Here is a 19898-nt window from a genome sequence, read left to right as displayed (position 1 = left end):
ATCGGCAACTAAATCCCCACCTGATTCATGCCTTAGGGTCTCTAGCAGAGACCCATTTCCAAAGAAGTGACACCCCACCATGTTGCCTAACTTGCCCATTGCCGGGTGTCAGGGACCTTGAAGTGGCTCGCCGTCGATCAGGTCAAGGGCGTGATCGTAGTTCATCACGAGGGTCGGTATGCCCACGTTCGGCCGTCTTTGAGCGACATGGATGACCGAGGCGCTTGTGTTCCTGCTTTTCCGGACGTTCGGAAAGCCTTCTTCGATGACTTCCCAGTGGGCGCCCGGGATGGTGTGCGTCAGGACGTCTCCGTAGAACATTCCGATAGCTCTGGAGAGTGCCGTCAAATCCATTTTGTCCTCTGAGCCCTCGATCAGAGAATCAAGTGCGGTGAGTCCCTGTCGCGAACGAGAAAGGGACACCCCCTTCGCCTGGGAGCGACTCATTGCTATCGACTCCCCGTCTAACGCCGCCCTAATTGTTGCCTCCGCAACAGAATGGGCATCCAGCGAAGCCCTTCGTGACACCTGGTCTCCGTCCACCGGGCCGGGACACACACAACGGTGGAACTTGCCGGACTCTTCGCGGTAGCGCGCTCAACCATCTGCCGTGCCATCAAACGCGCAGACGACGCCGCATGACCGCTGAGCGTGAATTGCCGTACCGGTTCTCCTCGGACCCTGCTTTTTTGTGGATCCCGGACAACTGAAAAGTCTCGGCCCGCTGGCATGATGGACTGCAGACCTACAGTATTTGGATGTTTGGAACAAAGGAGCTCGAATGGGACTGCTGGACAACAAGACCGCGATCGTAACCGGTTCATCGCGGGGAATCGGCGCGGAAGTCGCCAAATTCCTCGCCGCCGAGGGTGCCGCCGTCGTCGTGAACTACCGCCAGAAGGCGCCGCGGGCCAACAAGGTGGTTGCGGAGATCGAAGCCAACGGCGGCCGCGCCGTCGCTGTCGGCGCCGACCTCACCACCCAGGAGGGCGTGCAGGCACTGGCCAGCGCCGCCATGGAGAACTTCGGCTCGCTCGACGTCCTGGTGCTCAACGCCTCCGGCGGCATGGAATCGGGCATGGAAGAGGGCTACGCCCTGAAGCTCAACCGCGACGCCCAGGTCAACATGCTCAACGCCGCCGTGCCGCTCATGCCCGAAGGCTCCCGCGTGGTCTTCGTGACCAGTCACCAGGCCCACTTCATCAACACGGTGCCCACCATGCCGGAGTACGAGCCGGTGGCCCGCAGCAAGCGTGCCGGTGAGGACGCCCTCCGCGGGCTGGTGCCGGACCTCGCCGAGAAGGGCATCTCGCTGGTCGTGGTCTCCGGCGACATGATCGAGGGAACGGTCACGGCGACCCTCCTGGACCGCTCCAACCCCGGTGCCATCGAGGCCCGCCGCGCCGAAGCCGGCCGGCTCTACTCGGTGTCCGAGTTCGGAGCGGAGGTCGCCAAAATGGTGACGGCCGACGTCGCCACCGGCCACACCGAATACGTCGGCGGCGGCGACTACTTCGGCAAAAACGCCGAATAAGTTGGGCTGACCCGGTCAGCAGAACCGGCAAAGGCCGGGGCGGTTGCCCCGGCCTTTGCAGTATCCAAACGTTCAGGAAGCGCGGTCACACCCCGGCGATGTGCCGCACGGCGTCGAGGTAGGGCAGGTTCACGGCGGCGTCCGCCGCGGCGCGGACCGCGGGCTTGGCGTTGAAGGCAATGCCGATTCCGGCGGCCCCCAGCATGTCCAGGTCATTGGCGCCGTCGCCCACGGCGATGGTGTGCTCCATCGGAATGCCTTCCGCGGCGGCCCACTCGCGCAGGTACTTCTCCTTCGCCGCACGGTCGACGACGTCGCCGAGCACCTTGCCGGTCAGCGCGCCGTCGACGATCTCGAGCTCGTTGGCGATCCAGTAGTGCAGCCCGAGGCCCTCGGCGATGGGGCGGAGGATCTGGTTGAAGCCGCCGGACACCACGGCCACCGCGTGTCCGGCCGCCTTGAACGCCGCGACGAGCTCCGCCGCGCCGTCGGTGAGCCTGACCTCGGCACGGACCGCATCCACGACGCCGGCCGGCAGCCCGGCAAGCACCGCCACCCGGGCGTGGAGGCTCTGGGCGAAGTCCAGTTCGCCGCGCATGGCCGCCTCGGTCACGGCCGCCACTTCCTCCCGCTTGCCGGCATGGGCCGCCAGCAGTTCGATGACCTCCTGCTGGATCAGGGTCGAGTCGACGTCCATGATCAGGAATTTCCGCGGCGCGTTCCGCAGGGCGGCAGGAACAAGCGCGACGTCGACGCCGTCGACCCCGCTGTCCGCCACGGCCCGGCGGAGCCCCGCCAGCGCAGCGCCGTTAAGTGCGGTGCCGGACGATCCGGCGCCGGACTCCAGCGCGCAGTCCGCGGTATGCACCTCGAAGCGGCCGTCCCCGGTGCGTGTTTCCGCGTCGCAGGCAAGCCCCGCTGAGGCGAGCAGCGCGCGCAGGCGCTGCACTTCGGGAAGGGAAAGTTTCAGGCCATAGCTGACCGCGGTCACGTGCGAACTCATGGCTGCAATCCTAGCGAGCGGGCACGGGCGGCCCGAATTCGTTGCGCTTCGGGGCCGGCTGCGTGACGCTGCGGGGGCGCTGCTGCGCCTGCCCGGGGGCGGCCGCGGAACCCGCGGACGACGCCGGACTGCCGGGCCGGCGGTCCGGTTATCAGTCGTCCGCTCTTTTGTCCTAGTGTCTACTCCTATGAGTGATGTTTTGGAAATGGCCGCAGTCAGCGTTGTGCGTGGGGCAAAGACCCTCCTGGACAAGGTGGACTGGCAGGTCAAAGAGGGCGAGCGTTGGGTGATCCTGGGCCCCAACGGCGCAGGCAAGACCACTCTGCTGCAGATCGCCGCGGCGCGGCTCCACCCCACGAGCGGCATGGCCGGCATCCTGGAGGAAGTCCTCGGCGCCGTCGACGTCTTCGAACTGCGGCCCCGGATCGGCCTGTCCTCGGCTGCCCTGGCCAACCAGATCCCGGAGCAGGAAAAGGTCCTCAACGTCGTCGTGACCGCAGCCTACGGCGTCACCGGCCGCTGGCGGGAGGGCTATGAGAAGGACGACGAACGCCGCGCCTTCGGCCTCCTCAACGAATGGGGGATGGGCCCGCTGCTCAACCGGCCGTTCGCGTCGCTGTCCGAAGGCGAGCGCAAGCGCGTCCAGATCGCCCGCGCCCTCATGACGGACCCGGAACTGCTGCTGCTCGACGAGCCCGGCGCCGGGCTGGACCTGGGCGGACGCGAGGACCTCGTCCACCGGCTCAGCGAACTCGCCCTGGACGACTCCGCCCCGGCGATCGTCCTGGTCACCCACCACCTTGAAGAGGTCCCGCCCGGCTTCACCCACGCGATGCTGATGCGCGACGGCGGCGTGGTGGCCTCCGGCCCCATCGCCAAGGTCCTCAGCGCCGAAAACCTGAGCGAAACCTTCGGCCTGCCGCTGGACGTCAGCGAGGCCGCCGGGCGGTACACCGCCACCGCCCGCCGCTGACGGGCCGCTGAGCGCGTGGAGTACCTCAACAGCGTCTTCATTTTCTTCGCCGGGCTGTGGGCGGGCACCATCAACTCCGTGGTGGGTTCCGGCACGCTCGTGACCTTCCCGGTGCTGATCGCGCTCGGCTACGCGCCCGTCACTGCCTCCATCAGCAACGCCATGGGCCTCGTGGCCGGCAACGCCGCCGGGGCCTGGGGCTACCGCAAGGAACTCGCGGGACGCGGCAGGGCGCTGCTCCGGCTGCTGCCGGCCTCGCTGCTGGGCGGCATCACCGGCGCCTACCTGCTGTTGCACCTGCCCGAGAAGGTCTTCGGCTACGCGGCTCCCGTGCTGATCATCGTGGCCCTGCTGATGGTGGTCTTCCAGCCGCGGCTCCAGCAATGGGTCCGGAACCGGGAGCAGAACCCCGAGCACGCCCTCCGCGACCGCAGCCACGGCATCCTGCTCGTGGTGCTCGTCTACCTGGCCGGCGTCTATGGCGGGTACTTCGTCGCGGCCCAGGGGATCCTGCTGGTCGGCATCCTCGGTGTCTTCATGGCCGGGACCATCCAGAACGCGAACGCCATGAAGAACATCCTGGTGCTCGGCGTGAATATCGTGGCCGCCGCCTCCTACCTGCTCTTCGCCTTCGGCCGGATCAGCTGGGCGGCGGTGGGGCTGATCGCCGTCAGCTCCCTGATCGGCGGGGTAATCGGTTCCAAGGTCGGCCGGCGGCTCTCACCGGCGGTCCTGCGCGGGGTCATCTTCACGCTGGGCATTGTGGCTCTGGGCTTCATGATCGCCAACCTCTTCAAATGACGTGCCCAAACGACCTGCCCAAATAATAACGTGCTGAAATGACCTGCCCATGACCTTCCACTACCTCGACTCCGCCGACGATCCGCGGGTCTCCGACTACACGCAGCTGACGGATGTGCACCTGCGCAAGCTCAGGGAACCCGTGGAAGGGCTGTACATAGCAGAGTCCTCCCGGGTGCTGCGCCGCGCCCTCGCAGCCGGGCACCGGCCGCGGTCCTTCTTCCTGGCCGAAAAGTGGCGGGAGGACCTGGCGGACATCTTCGCGCAGTACCCGGACGTGCCGGCCTACATCGGCTCCGCGGCCCTCCTCGAGGAAATCACCGGCTTCCATCTGCACCGCGGCGCGATGGCCGCCATGCACCGCCCGGCCCCTGTCCCGCTGCCGGACCTCCTCGCCGGGGCCCGGCGGGTGGCCGTGCTGGAGGACATCGTGGACCACACCAACGTCGGCGCGATCTTCCGCTCCGCGGCGGCCCTGGGCGTGGACGCCGTCCTCGTCTCGCCGCGCTGCGGGGACCCGTTGTACCGGCGCAGTGTCCGGGTCAGCATGGGCACCGTGTTCCAGGTGCCGTGGGCGCGGCTCCAGGACTGGCCCGGGGACCTGGCGGTGCTCCGCCGGCATGGCTTCACGGTGGCGGCCCTGGAGCTGACCGGAGACGCCGTCGGCCTCGACGACCTCGCCGCCCGCCAGCCGGAACGGCTGGCCCTGGTGCTCGGCACGGAAGGCGCCGGGATGAGCGAAGGGACCCTGGCCGCCGTCGACCTCGCCGTGAAGATCCCGATGCGCGCGGGCGTCGACTCGCTCAACGTCGCGGCCGCGTCGGCCGTCGCCTTCTGGGAACTGCGGCCCCGGGACTGACGGAACGCCGGGGTGGTCGTCCGCGCTGCGGAAATCCGCTAGAATAGGTAGCTGGCTGCAACGTGCCCCCGGGCACCGAACCGCCATCCCATTCATACCTGGCAGCTGGCAAAATCCAGTTGTGCGAACAAAGGTCCCATTATGAAGTCTGATACCCACCCGAAGTACGAAGCTGTTGTTTTCAACGACCTGGCTTCCGGCGTCAAGTTCCTGACCAAGTCCACCGTGTCTTCCAAGAAGACCATCGAGTGGGAAGACGGAAACACCTACCCGGTCATCGACGTCGAAATCTCGTCCGAGTCCCACCCGTTCTACACGGGCAAGCAGCGCATCATGGACTCTGCAGGCCGCGTCGAGCGCTTCAACGCTCGCTTCAAGGGCTTCGGCGGCAAGAAGTAACATTCTTCCCCAAGGTCTTTTGCAAAGAAGCCCGCACCGTTACGGTGCGGGCTTCTTTGCGTCTGTGTTGTGCGCTGGGCGCGGCGGCTGCGCGGCGGCAGAGTGGCAGGATTGAGGGCATGACATCCCTTCCCCCGCCCCAGGACTTCCGCGGCGCTGACGACGGCGGCAGCCGCCACCACGGTGAGTACAAGGTCCCGGGCGGCAAGCTGGTGGTGGTGGACTTCGACGTCGTGGACGGGCACCTGGCCCGCGTCTCGCTCAGCGGTGACTTCTTCCTCGAACCCGACGAGGCGCTGCCGGAGATCAACCGGGCGCTCACGGGGCTGCCGGAGGGCTCAAGCGCCGCGGAGATCGCCGACGCGGTGGCCGCGGCCCTGCCTCCCGAAGCGGTCCTGTTCGGCTTCTCCGCCGACGCCGTGGCGGTCACCGTCCGCCGCGCCCTCGCGAAGGCCACCGGCTGGCACGACCACCACTGGAACATCATCGCCCCCTCGGTCCTGCCCACCCACGTCAACGTCGCCCTGGATGAGGTCCTCACCGAGGAGGTCGGCGCCGGGCGGCGCAACCCCACCCTGCGCTTCTGGGACTGGGAGGAGCCGTCCGTGGTGATCGGCAGCTTCCAGTCGGTCCGCAACGAACTCCACCCCGAGGGCGTGGCCCGGCACGGCATCAGCGTGGTCCGCCGGATCAGCGGCGGCGGCGCGATGTTCATGGAGGCCGGCAACTGCATCACCTACTCCCTCTACCTGCCGCAGACCCTCGTGGACGGCATCAGCTTCGCCGACTCCTACGCCTTCCTGGACGCCTGGGTGATGGCGGCGCTGGCGAAGGTCGGCATCAGCGCCTTCTATGTGCCGCTCAACGACATCGCCACGGAGCAGGGAAAGATCGGGGGAGCCGCGCAGAAGCGCCTCGCCAACGGCGGGATGCTGCACCACGTCACGATGAGCTACGACATCGACGCCGAGAAGATGGTCGAGGTGCTGCGGATCGGCAAGGAGAAGCTCTCGGACAAGGGCACCCGGAGCGCGAAGAAGCGGGTGGACCCGCTGCGGCGCCAGACCGGCCTGGCCCGCACCGAGATCGTCGCGGCGATGATGGACGTCTTCACCGAACGCTACGCCGCGACGCCGTCGGAACTGACCGGGGCCGAACTCGATGCCGCGCGGGCCCGGGTGGAGTCAAAGTTCGGCACCGCGGAATGGCTGCACCGGGTTCCCTAGCACCTGGACGGGAAGCCCCGGATCGTGCCGCGTTATACCCAATGCCGTTCGGTTAGGCGTTCGGGTCCAGGGTCAAGTCCCGTCGAATCGGCGTGTCCGTGGGGATATGGGTGTGGCTCCTGCTTGAGTAGTTCGGTCCACCAAGACTGATCCACCCCCACGGGAGCCACTATGCCCGATTCTGCCATCAATCACGCTCCGGGGGTATTCGCACCCGGGCATCTGGGCGAGCTGACCCGTGTCGTTCCCTTCGACATGGTTGATGCCGCGCTCGAGGCCGCCGGAGGCCGGGAACGCCGGGTGCGCAGGCTGCCCTCACGGGTGGTGATCTACCTGCTGCTCGCCGGGGTCCTGTTCGCCGACCAGGGCTGGAAGCAGGTCTTTTCACGCCTGGTCACGGGGCCGCCGGCACCGGTGAAGACACCTTCGGCCTCATCCTTGAGCCAGGCCATGCGCCGGGTGGGAACGGCCCCGCTGCGTGAGCTGTTCACCCTTCTCAAGGGCCCTGCGGTGTGCGGGTCCCGGCAGGTGACCCGGTTCGCTGGCCGGCTGGTCGTGGCCATCGACGGCACGCAGATGGCCGTGGCCGATACCGAGGCCAACCGGGCCAGGTACCCCAAGCCGCGCGGCGGCGTCAACGGGGAGGCCGGGTACCCGATGATCCGGCTGGTTGCGATCCTCACGGCCGGGACCCGTTCGGTGATCGACGCGGCCTTCGGCACCGACGCCGTGGGCGAGCTGACCTACGCCCGGCAGCTCATCTCCTGCCTGCAACCGGGCATGGTGCTGCTCGGGGACCGGAACTTCGCCACCTACGGCTTCTTCCGTGAAGTGGCCGAAACGGGCGCGGACTTCCTTTTCCGCGCCAGGACCGGTCTCAGCGCCATGAAACTGCCGGTCCTTCAGCAGCTGGCCGACGGTTCCTACCTCTCCCATGCCGCCGGCCAACGCGTACGGGTCATCGACGCCGAACTCACGGTCACCACCGAGGCCAAAACGCTCACCGCCGAATACCGGCTGGTCACCACGTTGCTCGACCCGATCCAGGCTCCCGCCCTGGGACTGGTCAGGCTCTACCATGAGCGTTGGGAGATCGAAACGGCCTACTGCGAATTGAAATCACGCATCCTGAACGGCCGGGTGCTGCGCGGCCGGCACCCTGCCGCGGTCATCCAGGAGACCTGGGCGCTGCTGTCCTGCTACCAGGTGTTGCGCACCGCGATGACCGATGTGACGCTGCGGCATCCCGAGATCGATCCGGACCGCCTGTCCTTCACCATCGGACTGAGGTCCGCCCGCGACCAGGTGGTCCAGGCCCGCGGGATCCTCAGCGGAACCGTGGTGGACCTGGTCGGTCGCATCGGGGCGGCCATGCTGGCCGAACCGTTGCCCGCCCGCCGCATCCGCTCCCGGCCCCGGGTGGTCAAACGCGCGATCTCCAAGTACCGCGCCAAGGAACGGGATGTCGACCGTCGGACCTATCCCGCGACACTCGACACCAGGATCTTGACACCGGATCCCGGCCCCTAACCGAACGGCATTGGCGTTATACCGCCGAAGGCCAGAACCTGGAGAACGGGAGTAGCGAAATGCATGTGTTGTTGTCGACGTATGGGTCGCGCGGGGACGTCGGACCCGTGGTGGGACCCGCGGTGCAGCGGCGATGACCGGGCATGCGGTGGTGATCGCCGGCGGAGGCCCGACAGGGCTGATGCTGGCGGGCGAGCTGGCGCTGGCGGGCGTCGACGTCGCCATTGTCGAGCGGCGCGCCAGCCAGGACCTCCCCGGCTCGCGCGCAGGCGGTCTGCACTCACGCACCATCGAGGTCCTCGATCAGCGCGGAATCGCCGATCGGTTCCTCTCGCAGGGACAGGTGGCCCAGGTCGCGGGCTTCGCATCGGTCCGTCTGGACATCAGCGACTTTCCCACCCGGCACCCCTACGGGCTCGGGCTGTGGCAGAACCACATCGAGCGCATCCTGGCTGGCTGGGTCGAAGAACTGCCGGTGACGATCTACCGCGGACGTGAAGTCACCGGCATCGCGCAGGACGGCACCGGCGTCGACGTCGGGCTGTCCGACGGCCGGTCGCTGCGGGCGGACTATCTCGCCGGGTGCGACGGCGGCCGCAGCCTGGTCCGCAAGGCAGCCGGCATCGGGTTCCCCGGGTGGGATCCGACCACCAGCAGCCTGATCGCCCAGGTCGAGATGACCGAGGAGCCGGAATTGGGAATCCGCCGCACTCCCTCGGGCATGCACGCCCTCGGCAAGGTCGAGTACGAGATCAAAGACGGCGAGGTCGCCTACAAGCCAGGGGGGACGGTTGGGGTCATGCTGACCGAGTCGCACGTCGACACGGGCGAGCCCACCCTGCGCGATCTCAGCGAGGGCCTCATCGCCGTCTACGGGACCGACTACGGGATCCACAGTCCCACCTGGATCTCCAGGTTCACCGACATGACCCGGCAGGCCGCGGCCTACCGCGAGGGGCGCGTCCTGCTGGCCGGCGACGCGGCGCACGTGCATTCCCCAGTCGGCGGACAGGGCCTCAACACCGGCGTACAGGATGCGGTGAACCTGGGCTGGAAGCTGGCCCAGGTGGTCAACCGGACGTCGCCGGAGAGCCTCCTGGACACCTACCACGCCGAGCGCCACCCGGTCGCCGCCCGCGTGCTGCGCAACACGATGGCGCAGGTCGCGCTCATGCGCGCCGACGACCGCATCGAGGCGTTGCGCGACACCGTCGCCGAGCTGCTCAGCATGGAGGAGCCGCGCAAGCGGTTTGCCGCGATGCAGTCCGGTCTGGACATCCACTACGACGTCGGCCATTACGACGGCGGCGAGGGTCACCCGCTGCTCGGACGCCGCATGCCCGATCTCGACCTCGTCACCCCGGGCGGTCCGCTGCGGGTCTTCACCCTGCTGCACGACGCACGGCCCGTCCTGCTCAACCTCGGTGAGCCCGGCGGCTTCGACACCACTCCGCGGCCGGACCGGGTCCAGCTGATCGACGCCCGATACGGTGGTACGTGGGAGCTTCCGGCACTCGGGGAGGTCGCTGCTCCCACCGCCGTGCTGATCCGTCCCGACGGATATGTGGCCTGGGTGGGAGACCGGGACCAGCCGGGGCTCGCAGACGCGCTCACCACCTGGTTCGGACCGCCTGCCGCGGCGTAGCGCACCGGCTTCCGAGGTCATGCTGTTAGCTGGGAGACACGTCCCAGGCCCGGCGCTGCGCGAGTGGCTGCTCCGTCAGCGGCTGTGCTGTGAGGGCCTGTGCTGTGAGGGCCTGTGCTGTGAGGGCCCGGTGCAGCATGCTGCGCTGTTCGATGATGATGCGCCGCAGGGCCCGCGGGGCGTCGGGGTGCTCCGCCAGCCACTGGTCGGTCCGGACGATCACGGCGTGCGCGTCCGGAGTCCCGCCCTGCCCGGCAAGGTCCTGCCCGGCAAGGTCCTGCCCGGCCGGGTAGAGGCCGCGGACGATCCGGCTGGCGATCTCGATGCTGCGCCCCGCCCAGACCTGCTCCAGGCACTCGAAATAGGGGTCGATGAAAGCGGCCAGCAGTGCGGCCGCCCCGGTGCTGAACCCGGCGATGGTGGCGCTGAGCAGCTGGTTGGACAGGGCCGTCCCGTGCACGGCGGCGTCCCACGCGGCGGCCTTGACCGCGGCGTCGGGGCGGGCGGCGAGGGCCGTGGCGTGGCCGGACTTGCCGGCGGCGGTGTTGTCCCGGGCGAGCTCCGCGTCGAGCTGCCCGGGGCCGGCCTGGCCGTGGGCGGCGAGCGCATGCCAGAGGTTCCAGCGGAGTTCCGCGTCCACCGCGAGCCCCTCGATCACGGTGCTGCCGTCCAGGAGGCCGCGGACCAGGTCCAGGGCGCCGGCGTCGTAGCGGCTCGTGGCGGCCAGGGTCCGCGCCCACGCCAGCTGCCGGTCCGAGCCCGGCCCGGCGGCCTCCAGCTCGGTGGCCGCCGTGGTGAGGAACCCGTGCCGCACAGCGTCGCGTTCCGCCGCGGGAACGTACCGTTCGATCGCGGTGGAGGCGTTGCCGAGGACGGTGAGCAGCACGCCGATACCCGTTTCGGCCGGGCTGAAACGTTCCACGGCGTCCACGTAGCGGGCCGCCGGCGTGACGGCGTCGCGGGCGGAGTCCCACAGCGCGGTCCAGCACAGGGCCCTGGCCATCGGGTCGCTGAGCTCATCGAGGGAACTGCGCACCGTGGCTTCGGAGTGCGGGTCCAGCCGGACCTTGGCATAGCTGAGGTCGTCGTCGTTCACCAGCAGCAGGGCCGGCCGTGGCATCCCCGCCAGCTCCGGGACGGCGGTGCGGGCGCCGTCGAGATCGGTCTCGACACTGCCGGTGCGGACCAGGGCGCCCGCGGCGTCGCGGTTGTAGAGCCCGATCCGGAGCCGGTGCGGCCGTGGTTCCTGCGCTCCGGTGACGGGGTCCTCGGCGTCCTGCACCACCGTCACGGTGCCCAGCACGGGGCCCGTGCCGCCGCCGTCGTACTCCTCGATCTCAGCGGAGAGTGTTGAGATGCCGGAGGTCTGCAGCCACTGGCGGGCCCAGCCGGCGAGGTCCCGGCCGGAGGAGGCGCCGAGGGCGGCGAGCAGCTCGGCCAGGGTGGTGTTGGAGTAGGCGTGGTCCTTGAAATACTGCCGGGAGCCGGCGATGAACGCCTCGAACCCCACATAGGCCACCAGCTGCTTGAGTACGGCGGCGCCCTTGGCGTAGGTGATGCCGTCGAAGTTCTGCTTTGCGGCCTCGAGGTCCGGGACGTCGGCGACGATCGGGTGCGTCGTGGGCAGCTGGTCCTGCACATAGGCCCAGGCCTTGCGGCTGCTGGCGAAGTTCACCCACGCGGTGTCCCAGCCGGTGGTCCGGTCCACGCCCAGCGTGCCCATGTAGTCGGCGAAGGATTCCTTGAGCCACAGATCGTCCCACCACGCCATCGTGACGAGGTCGCCGAACCACATGTGCGCCATCTCGTGCAGGAGCGTGTTGGCGCGGGCCTGGTACTGGGAGTCGGCGGCACGGGACGTGAAGACGTAGCTTTCCGTGAAGGTCACCAGGCCCGGGTTTTCCATCGCGCCCAGGTTGTACTCCGGCACGAAGGCCTGCTCGTATTTGCCCCAGGGGTAGGGGAAGTCGAAGAGGTCATTGAAGAAGTCCAGGCCGTTCCTGGTCAGCGTGAACAGCGCCCCGGCGTCGAAGGAAGCCGCCATGGACGCCCGGCAGTACAGTGCCAGCGGCACGTCCAGGGTGCTCCCGTCCTTCAGCGTGCGGCTCCAGGCGTCCTCCGCCTTGAAGTAGGGCCCGGCGAGGACGGTGGTGATGTAGGTGGACATGGCCGGGGTGGGGGCGAAGTCCCAGCGGCTGGTGGCCGGGTCGCCGGCCAGCCCGGTGCGGAGCGTCTCGGCACCGTTGGAGGACACCTGCCAGTGCGAGGGGGCCAGCACATGGAAGGTGAATCCGGCCTTGAGGTCGGGCTGCTCGAAGTTCGCGAAGACCCGGCGTGCGTCGGCGGGCTCGTACTGGGTGTAGAGGTAGCACTGGCCGTCGGCCGGGTCGAAGAACCGGTGCATGCCCTCCCCGGAGGTGCTGAAGAGCGCGGTGCCGGTGACGGTGACCTGGTTCTCGGCCTGCAGGTTGTCGAGCCGGATCCGGGAGCCGTCCACGACGTCGGCGACCGGCAGTTCCCTGCCGTTGAGGAAGACGCTGTGCACCTCGGCGGCGATGAAGTCCAGGAAGGTGGAGGCACCGGGCTCGGCGGCGGAGAAGGTGATGGCGCTGCGGCTCGGGTAGCCGGCGGTTTCCGGGTCCGCGGCGTGCCGGACGTCCAGGGAGACGTCGTAGCTGTGGGTGGTGATGAGGGCGGAGCGTGCTGCGGCTTCATCCCGGCGCAGGTTCTGGTTCGACACCCCGCTATCTAACCATGCACGCCTGCGGTCAGCGCGCCGGGAACATCAGCGCGGCTGCCGCCAGGCCCAGCACGGCAATGAGCAGCCAGGAAGCCAGCGCGGCCAGCAGCGCCCGGGCGCCGGTGTGCAGCAGCGCACCGACCCTGACGGCCGAGCCGAGGCCGAACAGTGCCATCCCCAGCAGGAGGTCCTGCAGGACGGCGGCCGCGTCCAGCACCGGCAGGGGAAGCCAGCCGGTGGAGCGCAGCGCCGCCAGGGCGACGAAGCCGACGACGAAGAGGGGCACGACCGGCGGAAGCGCGGCGCCGTCGTCGGCGGAGCGGCGGTGGTGCAGGCCCGCGGCGGCGACCATCGGCGCCAGCAGGATCACCCGGGTGAGCTTGACGACGACGGCGACGGCCAGCGCCGAGGCGCCGGCGGTCTGGGCGGTGGCGACCACCTGGCCGACGTCGTGGACCGAGGCACCGGCCCACGCCCCGAATACCTCCGGGCTGAGCCCCAGCGGCTGCACGAGCAGGGGCAGCACCCCGATGGCGAGGGTGCCGCAGAGGGTCACGAGAGCCACCGGGAGCACCGTCTCGGGCTGCCGGATCCGGCGCACGGCGGCCATCGCCCCGATGGCCGAGGCCCCGCAGATCGAAAAGCCCGTGGCGATCAGCAGCGACACCCGGGGCGGAAGCCGGAAGAGCCGGCTGATGGCGTAGGTGCCGGCGAAGGCCGCGAGGACCACGCCGGTGATCAGCAGCAGGGCCTGCCAGCCCAGGCCCAGCACGTCCACGAGGCTGACCTTCAGGCCCAGCACCACGATTCCGGCCCGCATCAGGTGTTTACCCGCGAAGTCCAGCCCCGGCCGGGCCGCACCGGCCGTCCACGCGCCCACCCCCGGCAGGTTGGCGGCCAGCAGCCCGAGCAGCACGGCAAGGGTCATCGCCGGCAGCACGGGAACCAGCGCATGGACGGCGAGGGCAAGCCCGACGGCGGCCGCGGCGGCCAGCAGGCCCGGGGCGTCGGCCAGCAGGCGCGCGGCGGCTGTCACCAGGCGCGGGGCGCCGGGCCCGGACGCTCCTGCGGGTTTCGGACTGAACGGAGGCACCTGCCTACCTTGCCGTACGCGCACGCGGAAACCGAAACGCGGCACCGCGGCGGCACCGGCGCGGCACGCGCACCCGCCGGGATGGCGCCGCCGGTCCCTCGAAATGATTTAGAAACAAAAAGATGGTTGGCTAGAACCCATGTCTGACCTTTTCCAGGATTACTCGGAGGCCGCCGGCCGCACCGGCGCCTACGACGAGATGTTCACCCCGGGGCAACAGGCCCGGGAGTCCTACGGGCAGCTTGCCGGGGCCCTTCGTGAACTCTCGCTCGCGGATGTGACCGCCCGCGCAGACTCCATGGCGCGGACCTTCCTGGACCGCGGCGTCACCTTCGACTTCGCGGGGGAGGAGCGCCCGTTCCCGCTGGACATCGTGCCCCGGGTGATTCCGGCGCACGAATGGACCGTCCTGGAGAAGGGCGTGGCCCAGCGGGTCCGGGCGCTCGAGGCGTTCCTCAACGACGTCTACGACAAGATGACGGTGGTCTCCGACGGCGTCATCCCGCGCCAGCTCGTCACCACCAGCGCCCACTTCCACCGCCAGGTGCACGGCTTCGAGCCCGCCGGCGGCGTCCGGGTCCATGTCTCCGGGATCGACGTCGTCCGGGACGCCGCGGGCACCTTCCGGGTGCTGGAGGACAACGTCCGGGTCCCCTCCGGCGTCAGCTACGTCCTGGAGAACCGCCGGGCCATGGCCAAGGGACTGCCCGAGGCGTTCGGCCAGCAGCTCATCCGGCCGGTCGAAGAGTACCCCCGGCGGCTGCTGTCCGCCCTGCGCAAGACGGCCCCCTCCGGCGTCGACGACCCCACCGTGGTGGTCCTGACCCCCGGGGTCTACAACAGCGCCTACTTCGAGCACACACTCCTCGCCGGGCTGATGGGCGTGGAACTCGTCGAGGGCCGGGACCTCATCTGCCGCGGCAACCGCGTCTACATGCGCACCACGGCGGGCGAACAGCGCGTCGATGTCATCTACAAGCGGATCGACGACGAGTTCCTGGACCCGCTGCAGTTCCGCGCCGATTCCATGCTCGGCTGCCCGGGCCTGGTCAACGCCGCCCGCGCCGGCGGCGTCACCATCGCCAACGCCGTGGGCAACGGCGTCGCCGACGACAAACTCGTCTACAGCTACGTGCCCGAGCTGATCCGGTACTACCTGGGCGAGGAGCCAGTCATCGCCAACGTGGACACCTTCCGGCTCGAGGAGAAGGAAGCCCGGGAACATGTCCTGGACCGGCTGGAGGAACTCGTGGTCAAGCCGGTGGACGGCTCCGGCGGCAAGGGCCTCGTGATCGGCCCGGACGCGTCCAGGGAGGAGCTGGAGGCGCTGCGCAAACGCGTCATCGCCGACCCCCGCGGCTGGATCGCGCAGCCCGTCCTGCAGCTGTCCACCGTCCCCACGCTCAGCGGCGACAAGTTCGGCCCCCGCCACGTGGACCTGCGGCCCTTCGCCGTGAACGACGGCGACGACGTCTGGGTCCTGCCCGGCGGCCTGACCCGCGTGGCGCTCAAGGAGGGCTCACTGATCGTGAACTCCAGCCAGGGCGGCGGTTCCAAGGACACCTGGGTGCTCGCGGACTCCCCGCAGGTGCCGGTGGAAGCACTGCCGCGCGAGGCCATCACGGTCCGCGAGCGGGTCTCGGTCTGGCCCGTGGAGAGCAACTGGCGCGACCGCCAGGCGGAGCAGCAGCAGTGACCGGCCGCACGGCGTCGTACTTTCCCCTCTTGACCCCAATGACTTCGGACGCGCAGGAGATAACCGCGAATGCTTAGCCGTATTGCCGAGTCCCTTTTCTGGATCGGCCGTTATGTGGAACGTGCCGACGGCACCGCCCGCATCCTGGACGTCCACCTGGAACGGCTCAACCATTTGCCCATGGAAGAGCAGCGCAGCGTCGCCCAGGAGCTCCTCGCCGTCATGGGCGCACGCCCGCAAAGCGAGGAGTTCGGCCTGCCCGAGCTGCTGAACGCCCTGGCGTATGACAAGGGGAGCGCCACCTCCATCGCCGGTTCCCTCGGCGCCGCCCGGGAAAACGCCCGGCGCGCCCGGGAAACGGTGTCCTCCGGGCTCTGGGAGAGCCTGAACACCACCTATTACGGGCTGAACCAGCACCGGAAGGACGTGGTGGGGACCTACCGTTTCTGCAACTGGGTGCTGGAACGCACGGCCATGGTCAGCGGGCTGGCAGACACCACCGTCAGCCACGACGAAAGCTGGCTCTTCCTGGTCCTGGGCCGGTCCCTGGAAAGGGCCGACATGACGGCGCGCATGCTCTCCACCCGCGATGTGCTCTCCGCGGGCATGTCCTGGGTGAACATGCTCCGTTGCGCCGGCGCGTACGAATCCTTCCTGCGCACCCGGCGGGCCGCCTTCGGGGACCAGCACGCCGCCGAGTTCCTGCTCCTGGACCCGCTGTTCCCGCGGTCCATCGTGTACGCCCTGCGCGACGCCGACGAATGCCTGGCCAAGCTGGACCCGTCGGCGCAGCGCGTCGGCTTCATCAACGACGCCCGCCGGATCGTCGGCCAGGCCCGGACGTTCCTGGAGTTCCACCGCACCGACGATCTGATGTCGGAACTGCCGGAGCACATGGAACGGGTGCAGAAAGCCGTTTCCCAGGCCTCGGACGCCATTTCCCGTAAGTACTTCAATCAGGCCGACGAACTCGCCTGGGTGGGAGAAGTTTCATGACCCGGCTGAGCATCATCCACAGGACGGCGTACAAGTACAACAAGCGCGTGACGCTCTCGTACAACGAGGCCCGCATGACGCCGCTGACGGATCCCCAGCAGGTAGTGCTGGAATCGTCCATGAAGGTCTCGCCCGCGCAGGCGGCGGTCAGCAGCTACCGGGACTTCTGGGACACCCGGGTGACGGCCTTCGACATGCAGATGCCGCATGAGCACCTTGAAGTGCTGTCCACCACCACCGTCGAGGTGCACCGGGTCGAGAGGATCCCGGCCGAGGCGGACATCGTCGGCTGGGACGTGCTGGCTGCTCCGGAGACCCTGAGTCAGTTCAGCGACTGGATTCCCCAGTCGCAGCTCACAGGCCCGGGCGCCGAGGTGCTGGGCATCATCCCGGGCGTCGTCGGGGACCGGAACCCGCATGAGGCCGCCCTGGCGGTCTTTGACTGGATGCGCGGCGAAATGACCTACATGCCGGGCTCCACGGGCGTCACCACCAACGCCGAGCAGGCCTGGAGCCAGCGCCAGGGCGTGTGCCAGGACCTGGCCCATCTGGCGATCGGCGCGCTGCGCAGCTGCGGCATCCCGTCCCGCTACGTTTCCGGCTACCTCCACCCGCGCTCGACGGCGGAACTCGGCGAGACGGTGGCCGGGCAGTCGCACGCGTGGCTGGAATGGTGGGACGGCGAATGGCGGAGCTGGGACCCGACGAACCACAAGCCCGCCGGCGACTTCCATGTCACCGTGGCGAGGGGCCGGGACTACCGCGACGTTCCGCCGCTCAAGGGCATCCTGTCCGGCGGCGGCGGCTCCGCCCTCAGCGTGAGCGTGGAAATCACCCGCCTCGCCTGAGCCCAACTAACTCGCAATTGTTGCCGTTTTGGACGCTGAAAACGACAACTACTGCGAGCCAGTTGGGGGTCTTCGGGATTTATTCGAGTCCGGAACGGGTGGCGTCATCCAGCGGCGTCCACCAGGTCAGGGGCGGCACCACCTTGAAGCGCCGGCCGGTGACAATGTCGGGGGTGATCCGGACGAAGTGCTCCTTCTTGCCCCCCTGCCAGGGGAACAGCAGCAGGCCCACGGTGTCCAGGAGTTCCTGCTGGTTCCGGACCGCGGCGGCCTGGCCCTTGACCACGACGCTCCAGGCGACGCCGCCGTCGGGGTCCACCCCGTCCGCTTCCACGGCGACGGGCGTATCGCCCGTGGCGGCCTGCAGCTTGGTGCCCTCTGCCGTGCGGAAAACGAGGGTCCCGTGGTCCACCTTGTAGTTGACCGGGAAGATGTCCGGATGATCGTCAACCCAGACCGCCAGCCTGCCCACCGTGACGCTGCGCAGCAGCCTCCAGCATTCCTGGTGGTCAAGGATTTCAACCTCGTGCGGCTGCTGGTCTTGTGCGCCGTGCTTCGGATCAATGCTCATGGCACCGAGCCTACGCCGCTCCGGCTCCGCAGGGCCAGCGCACCTGGATGACGCGTCTGTGCACCATGGCGGTGTCCAGTGTGTTGCCGCCGTGTGGAATGAATGCGGCACGACGGCGGGTGGAACAGGCCGACCTTATCGGGACGTGATTGGACTCGAGCTTCGGACGACATGGACGAGGACCCCGGTGGGGAGCGCCCCCTGGTTCACGGAAAGCGAGGGCAACATTCTCAACATCTTCCAGCGCCAGTAGCCGCATCATCCCGCGTCCACCGCACAGTTGAGGCTTGAGTCGACCGGGCTTGGCTTCTCCCCGTCGTTGCGGCATCCGGACTTTGGGTGTAGCAACGACCGTGTCACGTTAAAGGACAAATAGCCGGGAACACCTACCTGCAGGGGGAAGCTATGCCTACGCCGCCGTCCGTCATTGTGTTCGACGTTAATGGAACGCTCTCCGACATGTCTCCCATGGGGGCACGGTTCGCCGAAGTCGGTGCCGCTCCGCCGCTGGCCACGCTGTGGTTCGCCATGCTGCTGAGGGACGGGTTCGCGCTCACCGCGGCCGGAGACAACGGCCGGTTCGCCGACATCGGGGCCGAGGTCCTGCGCGGGCTCCTCGGCGGGGTGGCCCTGGATCGGGGCCTGGACGAGGCGGTGGACCACGTCATGGCCGGCATGGCCGGACTCGGGCTGCACCCGGACGTACCCGAGGGCGTCCGGGCACTCGAAAATGCCGGATACCGGCTGATTACCCTTACCAACGGGTCCACCACGGTTGCTGAAACCCTGTTCACCCCGGCCGGGATCCGTGACGCGTTCGACCTCCTGCTCTCGGTCGAAGACGCTCCGGCCTGGAAACCCGCCCGGCATCCTACGAGTACGCGGCCGCCGCCTGCGGGGTGGAACCGGGGCAGATGATGCTGGTCGCGGTCCACCCGTGGGACATTCACGGCGCCGCACGAGCCGGCCTTGCCACCGCGTGGATCAACCGGGCCGGGGGTGCCTACCCGACCCACTTCACGGGACCGGACCACACCGTGGAGTCCCTCGGCGACCTTGCCGTGGTTCTGGCGCGGATGTCCATGCCGTAATCCGCGCGCAATACGCCATTGTAGACGGTGCTGGCCCGGGACTTTGGAGCATGGGCCGGCCCACTCGTGGACGGCCCCGCCGGCCCGGTGGAGCCGACATCACGGCGCGTCCCTGGCGGGCAGTGGAAGAGGACTGCGCCGCCGTCATCAGCCTCGCCGCCCCTGGCGGACATGGGGGAGCCGAAGTGTTGTTCGTCCGCGCCCGGTCAGAGGCGGCGGGAAGCGCCCGGATCGAGAGCGTGCAGCGTGGCGCCTGTCACGATGCCGTAGGCCAGGTGCGGGATGATGTCGCTGGCCCAGTCTGCAGGCGACCAGGTGCGGGGGTCTGTGATGCCGAGGACGGTCATGGGGCCGTTGCTGCCAATCAGTGCGCCGGCCGCCGCGGTCAGGGCGGAACCGAGGAGTCCGGGCCGGTATCCGGCCTCCCGGGCAAGCGCGAGGACCGCGCCGACGCCGGCGCCGACGACAAGTCCTGTCAACGGGCCGAGGCCGGCTATCCGGTTCGTGCGTTCTTCCTCATTGCCGGGGATCATCACGCCGGAGACGTCGGCCAGTTTTTCCACGGTGGCCTCGGGGGTGCTGCTGGCGGGGCGGGCCCGCCAGACCATATCCAGGTAGGTGAGGGTGTTCAGTGCTGTGGTCCCGGCGGCGCCGGCTGCGGCCCCGGTGGCCAGTGCGCGGACGATTCTCATGGCTGCGGGGCCAGTCCGAGTTGGGTGAGCATGCCCAGCTGGTCGCTGCTGCCCCAGCGTTCGACGAGTTTGCCGTCTTCGAAGCGTCCGATCTGCATACCCCGGATTGTGGAGCTCCGGCCGGTGGGCGGTTGGCCCAGCAGCGGTCCCTGGGCGTGGAAATTGGCGTCCCTGGTCATGAATCCTCCGATTGTGGTTGTC

At 68.8% G+C, this 19898-nt stretch carries 20 protein-coding genes; 13 read left to right on the top strand and 7 right to left on the bottom strand.

Going from position 1 to position 19898, the window contains the following annotated elements:
• Positions 1-108: 108 nt before the first annotated feature.
• Positions 109-447, bottom strand: a complete 339-nt coding sequence (locus ACQCSZ_RS08885; RefSeq protein ID WP_427007646.1) for a DUF6278 family protein — start codon at positions 445-447, stop codon at positions 109-111.
• Positions 448-781: 334 nt separating this feature from the next.
• Between ACQCSZ_RS08885 and ACQCSZ_RS08880 the strand changes: the two genes are divergently transcribed.
• A complete protein-coding gene (locus ACQCSZ_RS08880) occupies positions 782-1534 on the top strand; it encodes an SDR family oxidoreductase (RefSeq protein ID WP_427007645.1) in 753 nt (250 codons plus the stop codon).
• Between the two features lie 85 nt (positions 1535-1619).
• Here ACQCSZ_RS08880 and serB read toward each other — a convergent pair whose 3' ends face one another.
• Complete coding sequence (gene serB / locus ACQCSZ_RS08875; protein ID WP_427007644.1) at positions 1620-2537, bottom strand: phosphoserine phosphatase SerB; 918 nt, start codon at positions 2535-2537, stop codon at positions 1620-1622.
• A gap of 187 nt (positions 2538-2724) precedes the next feature.
• Between serB and ACQCSZ_RS08870 the strand changes: the two genes are divergently transcribed.
• The 7 genes from ACQCSZ_RS08870 to ACQCSZ_RS08840 all read left to right on the top strand — a co-directional run bounded on the left by ACQCSZ_RS08870 (position 2725) and on the right by ACQCSZ_RS08840 (position 9970).
• Complete coding sequence (locus ACQCSZ_RS08870) at positions 2725-3510, top strand: ABC transporter ATP-binding protein (RefSeq protein ID WP_427007643.1); 786 nt, start codon at positions 2725-2727, stop codon at positions 3508-3510.
• A gap of 15 nt (positions 3511-3525) precedes the next feature.
• Positions 3526-4311, top strand: coding sequence for a sulfite exporter TauE/SafE family protein (locus ACQCSZ_RS08865; protein WP_427007642.1), 786 nt, complete (start codon positions 3526-3528; stop codon positions 4309-4311).
• A 49-nt stretch (positions 4312-4360) separates the two neighbouring features.
• Positions 4361-5170: a TrmH family RNA methyltransferase gene (locus ACQCSZ_RS08860; RefSeq protein ID WP_427007641.1), complete on the top strand. Its 810-nt coding sequence runs from the start codon at positions 4361-4363 to the stop codon at positions 5168-5170.
• 141 nt (positions 5171-5311) lie between these two features.
• Complete coding sequence (locus ACQCSZ_RS08855; RefSeq protein WP_024365679.1) at positions 5312-5569, top strand: type B 50S ribosomal protein L31; 258 nt, start codon at positions 5312-5314, stop codon at positions 5567-5569.
• A 119-nt stretch (positions 5570-5688) separates the two neighbouring features.
• A complete protein-coding gene (locus tag ACQCSZ_RS08850) occupies positions 5689-6795 on the top strand; it encodes a lipoate--protein ligase family protein (protein WP_427007640.1) in 1107 nt (368 codons plus the stop codon).
• A gap of 171 nt (positions 6796-6966) precedes the next feature.
• On the top strand, positions 6967-8325 hold the full coding sequence (locus ACQCSZ_RS08845) for an IS4 family transposase (protein WP_427004280.1): 1359 nt from the start codon (positions 6967-6969) through the stop codon (positions 8323-8325).
• 133 nt (positions 8326-8458) lie between these two features.
• A complete protein-coding gene (locus ACQCSZ_RS08840; protein ID WP_427007639.1) occupies positions 8459-9970 on the top strand; it encodes an FAD-dependent monooxygenase in 1512 nt (503 codons plus the stop codon).
• A 25-nt stretch (positions 9971-9995) separates the two neighbouring features.
• Here ACQCSZ_RS08840 and pepN read toward each other — a convergent pair whose 3' ends face one another.
• Positions 9996-12710 (bottom strand): aminopeptidase N, encoded by a 2715-nt coding sequence (gene pepN, locus ACQCSZ_RS08835; RefSeq protein ID WP_427007638.1) that lies wholly within the window; start codon positions 12708-12710, stop codon positions 9996-9998.
• A 28-nt stretch (positions 12711-12738) separates the two neighbouring features.
• The gene (locus ACQCSZ_RS08830; RefSeq protein WP_427007637.1) at positions 12739-13803 is read right to left on the bottom strand and encodes a YeiH family protein; all 1065 of its coding nucleotides are present in this window, start codon (positions 13801-13803) and stop codon (positions 12739-12741) included.
• Between the two features lie 139 nt (positions 13804-13942).
• Here ACQCSZ_RS08830 and ACQCSZ_RS08825 point away from each other — a divergent pair, with 139 nt between their 5' ends.
• The 3 genes from ACQCSZ_RS08825 (at position 13943) to ACQCSZ_RS08815 (ending at position 17343) form a co-directional block, all read left to right on the top strand.
• Positions 13943-15499, top strand: coding sequence for a circularly permuted type 2 ATP-grasp protein (locus tag ACQCSZ_RS08825; RefSeq protein ID WP_427007636.1), 1557 nt, complete (start codon positions 13943-13945; stop codon positions 15497-15499).
• Positions 15500-15568: 69 nt separating this feature from the next.
• Positions 15569-16495, top strand: coding sequence for an alpha-E domain-containing protein (locus ACQCSZ_RS08820; protein ID WP_427007635.1), 927 nt, complete (start codon positions 15569-15571; stop codon positions 16493-16495).
• Positions 16492-17343 (top strand): transglutaminase family protein, encoded by an 852-nt coding sequence (locus tag ACQCSZ_RS08815; RefSeq protein WP_427007634.1) that lies wholly within the window; start codon positions 16492-16494, stop codon positions 17341-17343. Before ACQCSZ_RS08820 ends, ACQCSZ_RS08815 begins: the two co-directional genes overlap by 4 nt.
• Before the next feature lie 79 nt (positions 17344-17422).
• On the opposite strand, the gene ACQCSZ_RS08810 is transcribed toward ACQCSZ_RS08815, so the two are convergent.
• Positions 17423-17914, bottom strand: coding sequence for a pyridoxamine 5'-phosphate oxidase family protein (locus ACQCSZ_RS08810; protein WP_427007633.1), 492 nt, complete (start codon positions 17912-17914; stop codon positions 17423-17425).
• Between the two features lie 405 nt (positions 17915-18319).
• Here ACQCSZ_RS08810 and ACQCSZ_RS08805 point away from each other — a divergent pair, with 405 nt between their 5' ends.
• Entirely contained in the window at positions 18320-18832 is a 513-nt protein-coding gene (locus tag ACQCSZ_RS08805; protein ID WP_427007632.1) for an HAD family hydrolase, read from the top strand.
• Entirely contained in the window at positions 18829-19005 is a 177-nt protein-coding gene (locus tag ACQCSZ_RS08800) for a hypothetical protein (protein WP_427007631.1), read from the top strand. Before ACQCSZ_RS08805 ends, ACQCSZ_RS08800 begins: the two co-directional genes overlap by 4 nt.
• A gap of 206 nt (positions 19006-19211) precedes the next feature.
• On the opposite strand, the gene ACQCSZ_RS08795 is transcribed toward ACQCSZ_RS08800, so the two are convergent.
• Both ACQCSZ_RS08795 and ACQCSZ_RS08790 read right to left on the bottom strand, forming a co-directional pair.
• The gene (locus tag ACQCSZ_RS08795; protein WP_427007630.1) at positions 19212-19697 is read right to left on the bottom strand and encodes a hypothetical protein; all 486 of its coding nucleotides are present in this window, start codon (positions 19695-19697) and stop codon (positions 19212-19214) included.
• A complete protein-coding gene (locus ACQCSZ_RS08790; protein WP_427007629.1) occupies positions 19694-19876 on the bottom strand; it encodes an ester cyclase in 183 nt (60 codons plus the stop codon). The genes ACQCSZ_RS08795 and ACQCSZ_RS08790 overlap by 4 nt, the downstream gene beginning before the upstream one ends.
• Positions 19877-19898: the final 22 nt, after the last annotated feature.

Source organism: Pseudarthrobacter sp. H2, assembly GCF_050157045.1.
Taxonomy (GTDB): Bacteria; Actinomycetota; Actinomycetes; order Actinomycetales; family Micrococcaceae; genus Arthrobacter.
Note: the sequence above shows the minus strand (reverse complement) of the source record. Positions and strands in the feature narration are given on the sequence as shown.

What these genes read in the sequence shown, in the direction of transcription:
- ACQCSZ_RS08855 (WP_024365679.1), top strand. Translation starts at nt 5,312, where the DNA reads ATGAAGTCTGATACCCACCCGAAGTACGAAGCTGTTGTTTTCAACGAC.
- ACQCSZ_RS08885 (WP_427007646.1), bottom strand. Translation starts at nt 447, where the DNA reads ATGAGTCGCTCCCAGGCGAAGGGGGTGTCCCTTTCTCGTTCGCGACAG.
- serB (WP_427007644.1), bottom strand. Translation starts at nt 2,537, where the DNA reads ATGAGTTCGCACGTGACCGCGGTCAGCTATGGCCTGAAACTTTCCCTT.
- ACQCSZ_RS08805 (WP_427007632.1), top strand. Translation starts at nt 18,320, where the DNA reads ATGCCTACGCCGCCGTCCGTCATTGTGTTCGACGTTAATGGAACGCTC.
- ACQCSZ_RS08820 (WP_427007635.1), top strand. Translation starts at nt 15,569, where the DNA reads ATGCTTAGCCGTATTGCCGAGTCCCTTTTCTGGATCGGCCGTTATGTG.
- ACQCSZ_RS08880 (WP_427007645.1), top strand. Translation starts at nt 782, where the DNA reads ATGGGACTGCTGGACAACAAGACCGCGATCGTAACCGGTTCATCGCGG.
- ACQCSZ_RS08790 (WP_427007629.1), bottom strand. Translation starts at nt 19,876, where the DNA reads ATGACCAGGGACGCCAATTTCCACGCCCAGGGACCGCTGCTGGGCCAA.
- ACQCSZ_RS08815 (WP_427007634.1), top strand. Translation starts at nt 16,492, where the DNA reads ATGACCCGGCTGAGCATCATCCACAGGACGGCGTACAAGTACAACAAG.
- ACQCSZ_RS08825 (WP_427007636.1), top strand. Translation starts at nt 13,943, where the DNA reads ATGTCTGACCTTTTCCAGGATTACTCGGAGGCCGCCGGCCGCACCGGC.
- ACQCSZ_RS08810 (WP_427007633.1), bottom strand. Translation starts at nt 17,914, where the DNA reads ATGAGCATTGATCCGAAGCACGGCGCACAAGACCAGCAGCCGCACGAG.
- ACQCSZ_RS08870 (WP_427007643.1), top strand. Translation starts at nt 2,725, where the DNA reads ATGAGTGATGTTTTGGAAATGGCCGCAGTCAGCGTTGTGCGTGGGGCA.
- ACQCSZ_RS08860 (WP_427007641.1), top strand. Translation starts at nt 4,361, where the DNA reads ATGACCTTCCACTACCTCGACTCCGCCGACGATCCGCGGGTCTCCGAC.
- ACQCSZ_RS08795 (WP_427007630.1), bottom strand. Translation starts at nt 19,697, where the DNA reads ATGAGAATCGTCCGCGCACTGGCCACCGGGGCCGCAGCCGGCGCCGCC.
- ACQCSZ_RS08800 (WP_427007631.1), top strand. Translation starts at nt 18,829, where the DNA reads ATGATGCTGGTCGCGGTCCACCCGTGGGACATTCACGGCGCCGCACGA.
- ACQCSZ_RS08840 (WP_427007639.1), top strand. Translation starts at nt 8,459, where the DNA reads ATGACCGGGCATGCGGTGGTGATCGCCGGCGGAGGCCCGACAGGGCTG.
- ACQCSZ_RS08845 (WP_427004280.1), top strand. Translation starts at nt 6,967, where the DNA reads ATGCCCGATTCTGCCATCAATCACGCTCCGGGGGTATTCGCACCCGGG.
- ACQCSZ_RS08850 (WP_427007640.1), top strand. Translation starts at nt 5,689, where the DNA reads ATGACATCCCTTCCCCCGCCCCAGGACTTCCGCGGCGCTGACGACGGC.